Origin of the sequence: Kurthia sp. 11kri321 (assembly GCF_001534765.1) — a bacterium.
Lineage (GTDB): Bacteria > Bacillota > Bacilli > Bacillales_A > Planococcaceae > Kurthia > Kurthia gibsonii.
Genome location: NZ_CP013217.1, coordinates 134,516 through 147,573 on the forward strand (window position 1 = coordinate 134,516; position 13,058 = coordinate 147,573).

Annotated in this window: 15 protein-coding genes; 10 read left to right on the forward strand and 5 right to left on the reverse strand. The window is 36.8% G+C overall.

The features are described from left to right. Positions 1-107 precede the first annotated feature (107 nt). Positions 108-2,054: a lipoteichoic acid synthase gene (locus ASO14_RS00725; protein ID WP_068450296.1), complete on the forward strand. Its 1,947-nt coding sequence runs from the start codon at positions 108-110 to the stop codon at positions 2,052-2,054. Positions 2,055-2,093: 39 nt separating this feature from the next. Here the strand turns inward: ASO14_RS00725 and ASO14_RS00730 are convergent, their stop codons facing one another. Continuing rightward, positions 2,094-3,332 carry a ferric reductase-like transmembrane domain-containing protein gene (locus ASO14_RS00730; RefSeq protein ID WP_068450298.1) on the reverse strand — a complete coding sequence of 413 codons (1,239 nt, stop codon included), beginning with the start codon at positions 3,330-3,332 and terminating at the stop codon, positions 2,094-2,096. A gap of 96 nt (positions 3,333-3,428) precedes the next feature. Between ASO14_RS00730 and ASO14_RS00735 the strand changes: the two genes are divergently transcribed. The 5 genes from ASO14_RS00735 to ASO14_RS00755 all read left to right on the forward strand — a co-directional run bounded on the left by ASO14_RS00735 (position 3,429) and on the right by ASO14_RS00755 (position 7,947). Continuing rightward, positions 3,429-4,094 (forward strand): response regulator transcription factor, encoded by a 666-nt coding sequence (locus ASO14_RS00735; RefSeq protein WP_068450300.1) that lies wholly within the window; start codon positions 3,429-3,431, stop codon positions 4,092-4,094. Beyond that, positions 4,091-5,353, forward strand: coding sequence for a sensor histidine kinase (locus ASO14_RS00740; RefSeq protein WP_068450302.1), 1,263 nt, complete (start codon positions 4,091-4,093; stop codon positions 5,351-5,353). The genes ASO14_RS00735 and ASO14_RS00740 overlap by 4 nt, the downstream gene beginning before the upstream one ends. 5 nt (positions 5,354-5,358) lie before the next feature. Further along, a complete protein-coding gene (locus ASO14_RS00745; RefSeq protein ID WP_068450303.1) occupies positions 5,359-6,033 on the forward strand; it encodes a Dph6-related ATP pyrophosphatase in 675 nt (224 codons plus the stop codon). Positions 6,034-6,130: 97 nt separating this feature from the next. Next, complete coding sequence (locus ASO14_RS00750) at positions 6,131-7,204, forward strand: NADH-dependent flavin oxidoreductase (protein WP_068450306.1); 1,074 nt, start codon at positions 6,131-6,133, stop codon at positions 7,202-7,204. A 17-nt stretch (positions 7,205-7,221) separates the two neighbouring features. After that, positions 7,222-7,947: an AAA family ATPase gene (locus ASO14_RS00755; RefSeq protein WP_068450308.1), complete on the forward strand. Its 726-nt coding sequence runs from the start codon at positions 7,222-7,224 to the stop codon at positions 7,945-7,947. A 39-nt stretch (positions 7,948-7,986) separates the two neighbouring features. Here the strand turns inward: ASO14_RS00755 and ASO14_RS14910 are convergent, their stop codons facing one another. The 4 genes from ASO14_RS14910 to ASO14_RS00770 form a co-directional block, all read right to left on the reverse strand. Beyond that, positions 7,987-8,145, reverse strand: a complete 159-nt coding sequence (locus ASO14_RS14910) for a hypothetical protein (protein WP_156422317.1) — start codon at positions 8,143-8,145, stop codon at positions 7,987-7,989. Positions 8,146-8,163: 18 nt separating this feature from the next. Next, positions 8,164-8,448, reverse strand: coding sequence for a DUF3139 domain-containing protein (locus ASO14_RS00760; RefSeq protein ID WP_068450310.1), 285 nt, complete (start codon positions 8,446-8,448; stop codon positions 8,164-8,166). 541 nt (positions 8,449-8,989) lie between these two features. After that, the gene (locus ASO14_RS00765; protein ID WP_082701319.1) at positions 8,990-9,547 is read right to left on the reverse strand and encodes a lysozyme inhibitor LprI family protein; all 558 of its coding nucleotides are present in this window, start codon (positions 9,545-9,547) and stop codon (positions 8,990-8,992) included. Further along, positions 9,474-9,818, reverse strand: a complete 345-nt coding sequence (locus tag ASO14_RS00770) for a hypothetical protein (protein WP_068450313.1) — start codon at positions 9,816-9,818, stop codon at positions 9,474-9,476. The genes ASO14_RS00765 and ASO14_RS00770 overlap by 74 nt, the downstream gene beginning before the upstream one ends. Positions 9,819-9,914: 96 nt before the next feature. Here ASO14_RS00770 and ASO14_RS00775 point away from each other — a divergent pair, with 96 nt between their 5' ends. From ASO14_RS00775 to ASO14_RS00790, 4 genes are all read left to right on the forward strand, one after another. Next, entirely contained in the window at positions 9,915-11,258 is a 1,344-nt protein-coding gene (locus ASO14_RS00775; protein WP_068450315.1) for a PepSY-associated TM helix domain-containing protein, read from the forward strand. Positions 11,259-11,268: 10 nt separating this feature from the next. After that, positions 11,269-11,742, forward strand: coding sequence for a FixH family protein (locus ASO14_RS00780; RefSeq protein WP_068450317.1), 474 nt, complete (start codon positions 11,269-11,271; stop codon positions 11,740-11,742). Between the two features lie 97 nt (positions 11,743-11,839). Beyond that, positions 11,840-12,346, forward strand: a complete 507-nt coding sequence (locus ASO14_RS00785; protein ID WP_068450318.1) for a YfiT family bacillithiol transferase — start codon at positions 11,840-11,842, stop codon at positions 12,344-12,346. Between the two features lie 21 nt (positions 12,347-12,367). After that, positions 12,368-13,039: a GNAT family N-acetyltransferase gene (locus tag ASO14_RS00790; protein ID WP_068450321.1), complete on the forward strand. Its 672-nt coding sequence runs from the start codon at positions 12,368-12,370 to the stop codon at positions 13,037-13,039. Positions 13,040-13,058: the final 19 nt, after the last annotated feature.

Sequence of the window (13,058 nt, forward strand, 5' to 3'; positions counted from 1 at the left end):
GTAAAATAAGCTAAGTGTTCTTTTATGAAACATTTCACAAACAAAAACGTTATAGCTTATGATTTATTGAAAATGAACTTAATTTTTATGAAGTAGGTGTAAAAAATATGTTGAAAGATAAAAAATTCTCGTCTATGAATCGTTTTACGGGGATTTATTTAGTAGCCGTACTTGTGCTATGGATTAAAACATATATTGTACAAGTCACACAATTTAACTTGGAAGTTAAAGGTGTGTTGCAACAATTTTTACTTGTTATTAATCCACTAGGCGCTGTTGTGTTACTACTCGGTCTGTCTTTCTTCTTTAAGAAAGACAAACGAAAACTAACTGCACTTGTTGTGATCTACACATTGATGACGATTTTATTATTTGCCAATGCTGTATATTATCGCTTCTTCAGTGATTTTATTACGTTGCCAACTGTAACGCAAACACAAAACTTTGGTGATTTAGGTGGTAGTGTACTATCGTTATTAAAATGGTATGACATTCTATTCTTTATTGATGTATTTGCATTAATGTATTTACGTTTCTCAAAGAAAACGCATAAGTTAGTGAATGAAAAACGTGGAACGCTAAAAAATGCTACATTAATTTTAGCTGTATCAGTCGGTTTCTCAGTTGTAAACTTAGCATTAGCTGAAATTGATCGTCCACAATTATTATCACGTGGTTTCGACCGCACGTACATCGTAAAATACTTGGGTATGTATAACTACACAGCGTATGACACATATGAAACGGTTCAAGCTTCTTCAGAACGTGTACTAGCTGATAGTAGTGATATTACGGATGTATTGAACTATACACGTTCAAACTATGCAAAACCGAATAAAGAATACTTTGGCGCTGCCAAAGATATGAACGTCATCTATTTACATTTGGAGTCGTTCCAAACATTCTTATTAAATTACAAAGTGGATGGTGAGGAAGTAACACCATTCTTAAACAAGTTAATGAAAGACCAAGAGACATTGTATTTCGATAACTTCTTCCACCAAACAGGGCAAGGAAAGACATCAGATGCAGAGTTCATGTTAGAAAACTCATTATTTGGCTTACCACAAGGTTCAGCTTACATTACAAAAGGTCAAAATACGTACCAAGCTGCACCGAATATTCTAAAAGGTGAAGGTTACACATCAGCAGTATTCCACGGGAATAACGGAAGCTTCTGGAACCGTAATGTGATTTATAAGCAATTCGGTTTCGATCATTTCTATGATGCAAGCTTCTATGATACAAGCTCACCAAAAGATATGGCTGAGTATGGTTTATTAGATAAGCCATTCTTTAAACAATCTGAACCATATCTAAAAGAATTACCTGAACCATTCTATACAAAATTGATTACAGTAGGGAACCACTTCCCATATAAAATGGATCAAGATCTTGTGACGATTGGCAAAGAAAAAACAGGTGACCAAAGTGTAGACGATTACTTCCAAACGGCACGTTATTTAGATGAGTCAGTGAAACAATTCTTCCAACAAATGAAGAAAGATGGCTTAGATGATAACACGATGGTTGTTCTATATGGTGACCACTATGGTATTTCAAGCAACCATAACAAAGCGATGGCTCAAATTATGGATAAAGAGATTACACCATATGAAAATACGAATTTACAACGTGTACCATTATTCATTCATGTACCAGGTATGAAAGGTGGCGTTGATCACACATACGGTGGTCAAATTGACCTTTTACCAACGTTATTACATCTTTTAGGTGTTGATACACAGAAATATGTACAATTGGGTACAGACTTATTATCAAAAGATCATAAAGAAATTGTAGCTTTCCGTAACGGTGGTTTCGCTACTCCTAACTATTTCTTTGTAGATGATAAATATTATGATAATAAAACGGGGGAATTATTAAGCGAAGATCAAATTCCAGAAGCTGAAAAAATTAAAGCTGAAGTGTCAGAGAAATTAAGTATCTCAGATAAGATTGTAAATGGAGATTTACTACGTTTCTACACACCAGAAGGCTTTAAAGCAACGGAACCCTCTACGATAGACTATACAAATAAAGATGCAAAATAAGAAAAAGGTTTCGACATTTGTCGAAACCTTTTTTGTGTTTTAGAAGTTTTCAGCATGTACATCATCTGCTTGTACTTTGTGTAACATTCTTTCAAAGGCGAAGCTAGCTTTAGCTGATGCACAGATGAAGCATTGAGCTTGTTCTAAATAAAGATTTTGTTCTAACTCTTTATATGTTAATCGCTCACATACCCCTTCTTGTGTTACGTATGGTGTGTAGTAAAATTTTGGAATTGTTTGTTGTAATTGACGGAAATAACGGTCATATACTAACTCGTCACTTTTACGAACAGACCAGTAAAGATGGAATGGTTGTGTTGGATTTTTAGACCAAGCTTTAATATAACTCATCGCTACAGCAATACCACTACCACCAGCAATATAAATGGTTGGTTTTTCAAATTTCGGTAGCTTTCCGTAACCCTTCGTCATGTATAGACGATCTCCGGATTGTAATTGTGCCATTTTCTTTGTAAATGGTCCAACCTTTTTAAAGATGATGGTTACTTCATCGTCATTCACATCTGCAATCGTGAATGGATGTTCCATACCATTGATGCGAATCCATGCTGCTTGTCCAAGTTGTGCATGTTTTTTACTGTTCATGTGTAGTTTTAATTCATACATTACAGAGCTTAAAGCTGTAACAGATGCTACGGTTGCATTGCGTCTTGCGAATTTTTTTAGTAGGAATGGGATATAGAATACAAGTGCCACTCCGAAGTACACAATATAAGGGACAGCTGTCATCGGTGTATTGTAAGCGATATTCACTAGAATTACGTGAATAGCCATAAAGATAATCCCGAAGATTTGTAAGTGATGTACCCACTTCATCCAGTCATAATGGATAAAGGAGAACATCTTCATGAATTTCTGTACAATAGAAGGTGTATAACGTAACCATTTTGTTGCTAAGAATAAGATACTCAATCCACCCATGATTAGAAATACATTTTGTGATAGTTCACCATAGCCACCAGCACCATGTAAACCATGTGGATTATTTACAAAGTCTTCTGTTTGGCTATGAAGAAGAATCGCTGCGATTGCAAGAATTGGTAAAACACGATGGAATTTTTGTGCTACTTCATATTTAATCCATCTTGGACGTGTACCTAAGAATAAGATGAAGCACAGGTAACTATATGCGATTGCACCGAATGATACGGTGACAACGTTCCAAAAAGCGAATCCATGATCTTGTGTTGTAATTTGCCAAAAGATTAATGGAAGTGGTAAAAGAAATATAAGAAATGATAGCCATTTAGCATTCATACGAATCATCCTTTCTGTTAAACCAAGTATAGAAAAGGATGCTGTATTTCAAATGAAGGGTAGCTGAAAATTAGCTGAAAAAAGGAGAATGGGGATATGACACGAATTTTAGCCATTGATGATGAGGAAAGTATTACACAATTTTTGAAGATGGGGCTTGAAGCTGAAGGATATGAAGTAATCACTGCTTCTGAAGGAGTGACAGGCATTCAATTAGCAGAGAAATGGAAACCAGATGTTGCCATTGTTGATATTATGATGCCTGGTATGGATGGGTATGAAGTATGTCGTAGTTTGAAAAAATATATAAACTGCCAAGTTATTTTACTTTCTGCAAAAGGAGAAGTGACCGACCGTGTAACGGGGTTAAATGCAGGTGCAGATGATTATATGGTAAAACCATTTAGCTTTGAAGAACTGATTGCGCGTGTACAAGCACGACTGCGCAATACACCACAATATGAAGAACAACCAACAGGTATTTTTTCAATTGATGATGAACAAAAACAAATCACGTATCAAGGAGAGATACTCACATTAACGCGTACCGAGTACAAATTATTACGCTATTTTATTCAACATAAAAACAAAGTGCTATCAAAAGAAGCGATTTTGAATGCTGTATGGGGGTACGATTATTACGGGAATGAGAACGTCGTTGAAGCGTATATAAAAACGCTTCGTCAAAAGCTACAAGACCCTGAACATCAAGTGATTCAAACATTGAGGGGCTTCGGTTATAAATTGGATGTGACCGAATGAAAAAACAATTACTTGTTCGAACATCGATTATTTTTGCTATTTTATATGTGATACTCGGTATTTTACAAATTGGGATTTTTAAATATTCTGTAGAATACCAACAACAAGATAATGTGAAAATGGCGAGTAAACAATTAAATGTACGAGGTGGCGAATTAACACCTGAATCACGTGAGTTACTCGAAAAACAATTTTTAAATGCTCGTATTGAATGGGATGGAGAAGTAATTCGTTCATTTCGTGGAGATGACGATGATAAAGTCACATCACGTACAATTGAACGAGATGTGGCAGGTCAAACACTTAAAGTTTCTTTCCCAACACATGAAGAAAATGAAATTATGTTCACACAATTAATTATTTATACAATCGTTGTTGCGATTATTTTTACGATTGTTTTTTGGCTATATCAGAAAATCTTACGTCGTACATTGCGCCCATTAGACGAATTATCTGAGCAAGTGCGTGAATTAACAGTCGATCAAATGGGAAAAGCAGTCGCAGTTGAACAGGCGCCAATTGAAGTTGAACAGTTAGAAAGTGCAATTCAAAAGATGCAACAACGTGTACAGCAAGCCTTTGAAAAAGAGAAGGAGACGAAGAAAGTATTAGAGCAGTTTGTCTCCGACGCGTCACATGAATTAAAAACGCCACTTACATCGATTCGTGGTTTTACAGAGGTGCTTCTTCGTTCGAATTTTGAAAATGTACAACAAGTAGAAGATTCTGTTACGCAAATTCATCTTCAAACAGAAAGAATGAGTGCTTTAATTGAGAGACTACTACAATTATCACGTTTAGATCGCCAAGAACCCTTACAGTTGGAAATGATTAGTTTTAATGAGTTAGTAGAAGATTTAATGCCTGTTTTAGAAGTGCTAGGAGAGAAACGTGAGATGAATTATGTACTACAGTCAGCACAATCACAACAGATGGATGTTATGAAGATGCAACAAGTAGTCATGAATCTCGTGCAAAATGCCATTCGTTATAGTGACGACGGTTCGAAGGTTACGATTAAAACATATGGCACAAAGCTTGAAGTGATTGATGAAGGTAGAGGAATTGAACAGGAGAAGTTACCTTATATCTTTAGACGATTTTATCGTGTTGATACAGACCGCGCGCGTTCTTCTGGTGGTGAGGGGCTTGGGTTAGCGATTGCAAAAGAGATTGTTGAGCAACATGGTGGAACGATTCAAGTAACGAGTACAGTGAATGTGGGAAGCTGCTTTACGATTACATTACCAAAGGAATGAAGTATATGAATACATGGAAACAGAATGCCGCTAACAAAAAGAGTATCGTGTCTTATAGTGGTGGTAAGGATAGTACACTCGCACTTGAATGGGCGATGAAGCAAGGAGAAGTAATAGGCTTACTCGTTATGATGGAGGAACAAGGAGAGCGTTCACGTTCACATGCGACAGGTTCAGAGCTTGTGCGCGCGCAGGCAAAAGCAATAGGTCTTCCTGTTTTTGAAGTATCAGCGAGTTGGGCAACTTACGAGGAAGCTTTTGTAGAAGCGTTAAAAACAGCAAAAGAAGCAGGGGCAGAAGCACTTGTGACAGGAGATATAGATTTACTAGAGCATGGTCTCTGGCATGAACAAGTGGCAGCGCGAGCAGGATTGCAGCTCGCTATGCCATTATGGCAAGAAGAACGTACATCGATTGTAAAAGAGGTTGTAGAAAGAGGATATCGAGCCATTATTGTCACGATAAATGAGTCACTCGGAATGAAGGCATCGGATTTAGGGCGTGAGTTGTCGATTGAGTTTATGAATGAATTGATTGAGCGAGGAATTGACCCATGTGGTGAACAGGGTGAATTTCATACGACAGTTATCGATGGACCCTGTTTTCAACAGGCATTAGATGTGAAAGTAGGGCGAGAAGTGAGACAAGACCCTTATGTGTTTTTGGAGTTGACGCTGTAGCCATTCATAATCCCAACTAAAATGATAAGCATATTTTTTGAAATTTATTTTGAACAAGGTCATAATTTTTACATAATGATGAGGAGGGAATTTTTGTATGAATGCTTTTGAACCAATTACGTTAAATAATGAAGTGAGATTAAAAAATCGTCTCGTTATGGCACCAATGACAACGTATTCTGGTAATCCAGATGGTACTGTGTCAGATGAGGAGATTGCTTATTATAAAGAACGTTCAGGCGGCGTAAGTGCAGTTATTACAGCTGTTGCCTATGTATCAGAGAGTGGTAAGGGATTCCCAGGACAGATTTCAGCACATGATGATCGTTATGTGGAGAGTTTACGTCGTATTGCGAAAACGATTCAAAGCGGAGGCGCGAAGGCGATTTTGCAAATTTTCCACGCAGGTCGTCAAAGTCCAGCGAATGAAGTACCAGAAGTGGTCGGTGCAACCGATATTACAACTGATGGACAGCCAACACCACGTGCTTTAACGACAGAAGAAGTACAACAAATTGTACGTGACTTCCATGAAGCGACAAGACGTGCAATTGAAGCAGGCTTTGATGGTGTCGAAATTCATGGTGCAAACACATACCTATTACAACAATTCTTCAGTGGCTTCACGAATAAGCGTACAGATGTGTATGGTGAAGACCGTATGAAATTTATTTTAGAAGTCGTACAAGCTGTACAACAAGCAAAAGAAAAATATGCAAATGACGCATTTATCGTTGGTTACCGCTTCTCTCCAGAAGAGCCTGAAGAAGATGGTATTACAATGGATCAGACACTAGAATTAGTAGATGTTCTAGCAGACCAACCACTTAACTACTTACATGTCTCACAAATGCAGTTTGATTCAGAGCCACGTCGCTATAGTGGTACAGCGACTACACGTGTAGAAGCACTTCAAGAAACAATCGCAGGCAGACTACCGCTAATTGCAGTAGGTTCAATTTACAGTAAAAAAGATTTAGAGAATGCATCACATATCGGTGCAGACTTACTCGCAATTGGTCGTGAATTATTAATTGAACCACATTGGGTAGAGAAAATTCAACGTGGTGAACAAGTGGAAACAGCACTTGATACGAAAAATCCACCTGTTTTACCAACGACGATGTTTGAAATTATTAAAAGTCGCCCGGGTTGGGTTCCGATGAAATAAGAAGAGGGAGTCATGTGATGTTTTTAAAAAGCTGTCGTTTAAAGAGAGAAGAAGTACAAGATTTTTCTGTATATCCGTTCTCGATTCCGACGATTCACCATTTAGATACTTTATCGCTTAATCAAACTGTTACGTTTTTTGTAGGTGAGAATGGTTCAGGTAAATCAACTTTACTTGAAGCTATTGCCGATCAAATTGGCTTTCATACAGCTGGAGGAAGTCGACAAAATGTAAGAGCTTATAATGTACATGCGAGTGAATCACATTTAGGTGATTACTTACGTCTATCTTGGATGCCCAAAGTGATAGATGGTTTCTTTTTAAGAGCGGAAACATTTTATCAATTTGCATCTCACATTGACGAAGTGGATGAGGATGGTTTTAAATCTTACGGGGGAAAGTCATTGCATCACCAATCGCATGGCGAATCTTTTTTGTCTCTCTTTCAACATCGTTTTCGTGAAAAGGCAATCTATTTATTGGACGAGCCTGAAGCTGCATTGTCTCCAGCAAAGCAGCTGACATTACTGCGGATTTTACATGATCTAGAGAAAGAACAGAATGTACAATTTATTATAGCGACACATTCACCAATTTTACTGGGATACCCCAACGCAAAAATTTATGAATTTGATGAAACAATTCATGAAGTAGCTTATGAAGAAACATCACATGTACAAATCTCCACATACTTTTTGAGAAATCGTGAAAAGATGTTAGAAGAATTATTTAAAGAGGAATAATAGAAAAACGATTTAGTCAGCTTCGACTAAATCGTTTTTCTATTGGTTATTTTTGTAGTTTCTTTCTAATTGATAGATAATGACAAATAAACTACCAAGGCCTAACCCAGCAAGCATTAGTAAGCCGATATCCTCTAAAAATGTGACTAAAAATAAGCTTAATAGTATACCTAGTATTAAAAGACCGATGATTTTCAATTTATTGTCTCCTTATTCTTACTCAGCCGATTCTAAAAGAATACGGTCTGTATCACTGTTTTTATAATAGTAATATTTTTTAGGATCATTTTTGATTTTTACATAAACTAGCCAATTTTTATCTCCGTCTAAGTTAGCTACGAATGGATCTAATACTTCAATGTCAGCTTCTTTTATATTTTTTTCCTTTAATAGATATGTATGAACATCATTTTTAACCAGATACTTTTTAGTTTCGATGTATCCAAAAATAGATAGCCCAATTAAAATCACAATGCCTAAAAATATAACGAATTTTTTCATGTTAAAAAGTCCTTTCTATAATTACTAGTTCAATCATATATGTTTTTTTATCCAATTTCATCCATATATTATTTTTTACTGTAAAAGAGAATAGAACTGTAATGGTATGAAATGTATGTGTTTTACGTTTTACTTCTATGCATTCAAACGAAAAAAAGACCTTCTATCTAATTGTGAGAGACAGAAGGTAAGGGTTCATAAAGCATTTGATTCATTTTTTTAACCTCATGATTTTATTTTGTATAAGATAAAATAGCGTTGTTGCATCCTTTTAGCTTTTCTGTAGCAGCATCCTTATTTGTGTACTCAAACATACGAATATCATGAATATTATTGAAAATTGTTACAACCCACATGGTCATTCTCCGTTCTTTGTTATATTACAAGTTATTGTTGTTATATAACAAAACTTGTTATAAGTTATTCTACATGATTTTTAGAAAAATGGAAGTGTTTTTTACGGTTGTCACAATTTATTCTTATTCGAAGCGTTTTCATAAAAAAGAGCCACTTTAGATTGTTTGAAGTGGCTTGTGATTGGTTAGCGTAATGTTTCGCGGTATTGTTCAAGAAGTGCATAACAGCGTTCTCTTGTTGAAGCAGCTAAAGATTCTGTATAGGCAATCTCTGGTGCATATTCGCTATAGGCAGATGCGCTACCAGCATTATGATCACGTTCTTTAATCCAATTGCGCTGTACATCACGTAGCACAGTGAATTCGGATGAAGATAGACGCGATTTTAATGTGCCATAAATTTCATTTAATAGAGCATCCCACTGCTTATAACTTGTATCAAACGCTTTTAACATAGGGTCAAAGCTATCTTGACGTTCACCGTCTATTGCGTATGCTATTTTATCGAAATTCTGCCCGATGAGAGTTGCCTTATTCATGTAACTCGCATATAGATTCTCTTTTTGAGGTGTCGTTTGTGTTGTGGTTGTTTGGGTTTTAGGTGTTGTATTTGTTTTGGTCGTTTCTTTTTTTATTTCCTTTTGTTTTGATTCAGCTGTTTTCTTTAAATCAGATAATTCTTTTTGGACAAGGGAAAATAGCGTATATTTCTCCATCGTTTGATTGGCTTTTTTGACATTCATATTCTTTTTCCTCTATTAAGTCATCCACATGGTTCACTTGTTGTAGCTGTTCTACATATTTTTTCGTATTGGCATCTTGTGGATTTTCATTTTCTGCGAGTTCAAATGATGCCAAAGCATCTTCCACATCACCTTTTGCTAAAGCGAGCTTTCCTTGTTCCACGGCTTTTTTAAAGGTAGTATTTTCTGAAGATTTCTCGCTCTCTTTTTCACTACTACAAGCTGTTAAAAATAGGCTTGTACAAATAATTGTTGTCATCATTCTTTTCACAAAAAAATCCCCCTCATTTAAATACATTGTTTCATTGTTATTTCACATTTTCTTGGTATATTAAACAAATCGAAAAAAGGAAGGAAGATTACATGAATGAAAAAGAAGACAACAGAACTGTATAAAACAATTTGGCGATGGCATTTTTACGCAGGAATTTTTGTTGCGCCTTTCTTAATTGTTTTAGCGATTACAGGCGGTACATATTTATTTAAACCACAGATTGAACAAGCACTTTATCATTCGTATTATGAAGTGAAAGAAGAAAGTACAAAGATGGATGCAGATGCACAGGTAGCTGTCGTCCAAAAACAATACCCAGAAGGAACAGTCACATCTTTCAAACCAAGTAGTTCGCCTACACGTTCAAGCGAAGTCGGTTTGGCAGAAGGTGATGCCACGTATACAGTCTTTTTAAATCCTTACAATGGTGAAGTGATTAAAAAATTAGATAACCATGATCGTATTATGGATCGAATTGAAGAATTACATGGTGAATTAATGGTGGGAACATGGGGTGACCGTCTGGTTGAACTCGTAACTTGTTGGGTCATTGTTTTAATCATTACAGGGGTTTATTTATGGTTCCCTCGTAAATCAAAAAAAGAAAAAGGCGGTACATTCCTTATTCGTTTTAATAAAGGTGGACGTGCATTGCGTCGCGACTTGCATGCAGTTCCAGCCGTTTGGTTAACAGCAGGTATTGCCTTTTTAATCGCAACAGGGTTACCGTGGTCGGGCTTTTGGGGTACAAACTTCCAATCCATCGTAACGAACACAGGACAGGGGTATCCACCAAGTATTTGGACAGGTAATCCCCCTGATTCTGTGACACAGACGAAAGATTTAACAAAAGTACCGTGGGCAGCAGAAACATTAGAAGTTCCTAAGTCAACCGTAATTCCAAATTATGAACGTGTATCACTTACAACGATTGAAGAAAATGCTGAAAAACGTGGTGTACCAGAAGGCTATAAAATTGTCATACCGCAAACAGCAGAAGGTGTGTACACAATCTCTGCTTTCCCGAATAAAGCACAAGATGAAGTAACAATGCATTTAGATCAGTATACAGGTGCGGTATTAACTGATTATCGTTATGACAACTATGGTTGGATGGGTAAGGCGATTGCACTCGGTATTACACTTCATAAAGGAACACAGTTTGGACTTATCAATCAATTAATTAGTGTGCTTATCTGTATTGGCATTGTGTTAGTAGTATGTAGCGGTATTTATTTATGGTGGAAACGAAAACCGAGCCATCAATTAGGTGCACCAAAATCAGGTAGCGCACGTCATGCCTATGGTTTTTACATCCTATTAGTCGTATTAGGAATCATCTTCCCATTAGTTGGTTTATCACTTATTGTGATTTTCTTACTCGACTTTTTAGTAATTCGTCGCGTAGCAAAACTGAAAAAATTCTTTAATGCATAGGAGGCACGAAATGATAAAATCAAAACTCATGTATGTAGTCGTTTTCGCATTGATTTTCGTGCTAGCAGGCTGTGAAACACGTTCCGATGCAAATACACTATATAAAAAAGAACAACCGTTAGAAGTTCAATTTTTATCGAAAGAAGCGTATGAAAAAGAGGGAGAGCATACGATTCACTTTAAACTATTACAAGATGGTCAATCTGCGAAAGATCTTCAGTTTACACATATCTCGATTTGGAATGTAGATCGCTCGGTGACATTAGATATGACAGCCGCTTTAGAGGAGAAAGACGGGACATTTACGTTCCCATTCGACTTTAAAAAACCTGGACTATACTATGTACAGATTCACGCAGGAACAAAAACAGAAACCATCTCACCAACACAACGTTTATTAGTTGGGAAACTATCGAAAAAAGATACAGATGCATTACAATCGAATACACCATCTTCAAATGGCGGTGGAGGACACCATCATTAGAAAAAGTTTTTCCTTTGTGAATGGAAATATATTTGAAAAGTACGTTACTATATAAATAGGACGTACTTTTTATTTTATACAAAGGGGATGAGAAAGTATGGATGAACGTTATCCGATTGGTCGCTTTGATGTACCAGAAGAAGTGGACGGTGCGAAATTAACAGCTTGGCTATACGAGATTGAAGCACTACCACGTTTATTAAATCAAACGGTTATGCATTTAGAAGAGGATCAATTACAAAAAACATATCGTGAGGGTAGTTGGACGGTAAAGCAAGTGGTGCATCATATTGCGGATAGTCATATGAATAGTTATATTCGTATGAAGCTAGCGGTGACAGAAAATAATCCGACGATTTCAACATATGAAGAACAGTTATGGGCTGAGTTAGCAGACTATACATTACCTGTGGAAGTATCATTACAATTAATTGCTTCGCTTCATCAACGCTGGTTACACTTTTTACGCTCATTGACGGAAGAACAATTGCAAAAGAAATTCGTCTATCCAAATGGAGAAGCGATTCAAGTAAAGCAAGCTATTGGTTTATATGCATGGCATGGCAATCACCATTTAGCGCATATTAAACAAGCCATTTCATAAATCCAAAAGGGAGTGATGAACGTGCGTGATGAAGATTTAATGCAGTTACATTTAGATGTACTGTACCAACAAAATGAAGCAGGCGCATTAACGGTAATGAATGAACCACCATTTGAACCAGCACCGACAGTTCATATTGGTGTAACAAGAGATGGGAAGCAGATGCGCTTTTCGTCGCGAGTAGATGAAGTATTTAAAAAGCGTTTAGAAAATACGATTCAAGATGCAGATGAAGATTTACTCGTTGATTTAATTCATCAGCTAATGAATCGCGCAGATTTACATGAATTCCGTATGGGACCAACCTATGTGTTCCCTACAATTGAAGAAATCTCGCCTAAGGTTTTACACGTAACGGAGCAACATAAAGAGCTATTAAAAGACGATTTCCTATTCACTTATATGAATTTTGATATGAAGCAACCCTGTTATGTAGTCATGGAGTTAGACCGCATTGCATCGATTTGTTGTACAGCTAGACAAAGTGCAGTAGCAGCTGAAGCAAGCGTCTACACACATCCTAAATCAAGAGGAAAAGGGTACGGCGCAGCAGTGGCACAAGCGTGGGCAAGAGATGTGCAACGCCAAGGACGCGTCGCACTCTACAGCACAACATGGGATAACTTTGCTTCACAAGGCATCGCCCGTACATTGAACATGCGCCAATACGGTGTGGACGTGTCGATTGAATAAGTAAAGAACAACACTTTCA

Coding starts and splice junctions, on each gene's coding strand:
- ASO14_RS00775 (WP_068450315.1), top strand. CDS start 9,915: ATGAAAAAGAAGACAACAGAACTGTATAAAACAATTTGGCGATGGCAT.
- ASO14_RS00740 (WP_068450302.1), top strand. CDS start 4,091: ATGAAAAAACAATTACTTGTTCGAACATCGATTATTTTTGCTATTTTA.
- ASO14_RS00780 (WP_068450317.1), top strand. CDS start 11,269: ATGATAAAATCAAAACTCATGTATGTAGTCGTTTTCGCATTGATTTTC.
- ASO14_RS00735 (WP_068450300.1), top strand. CDS start 3,429: ATGACACGAATTTTAGCCATTGATGATGAGGAAAGTATTACACAATTT.
- ASO14_RS00765 (WP_082701319.1), bottom strand. CDS start 9,547: ATGAATGTCAAAAAAGCCAATCAAACGATGGAGAAATATACGCTATTT.
- ASO14_RS00730 (WP_068450298.1), bottom strand. CDS start 3,332: ATGAATGCTAAATGGCTATCATTTCTTATATTTCTTTTACCACTTCCA.
- ASO14_RS00745 (WP_068450303.1), top strand. CDS start 5,359: ATGAATACATGGAAACAGAATGCCGCTAACAAAAAGAGTATCGTGTCT.
- ASO14_RS00755 (WP_068450308.1), top strand. CDS start 7,222: ATGTTTTTAAAAAGCTGTCGTTTAAAGAGAGAAGAAGTACAAGATTTT.
- ASO14_RS00785 (WP_068450318.1), top strand. CDS start 11,840: ATGGATGAACGTTATCCGATTGGTCGCTTTGATGTACCAGAAGAAGTG.
- ASO14_RS00760 (WP_068450310.1), bottom strand. CDS start 8,448: ATGAAAAAATTCGTTATATTTTTAGGCATTGTGATTTTAATTGGGCTA.
- ASO14_RS00725 (WP_068450296.1), top strand. CDS start 108: ATGTTGAAAGATAAAAAATTCTCGTCTATGAATCGTTTTACGGGGATT.
- ASO14_RS00750 (WP_068450306.1), top strand. CDS start 6,131: ATGAATGCTTTTGAACCAATTACGTTAAATAATGAAGTGAGATTAAAA.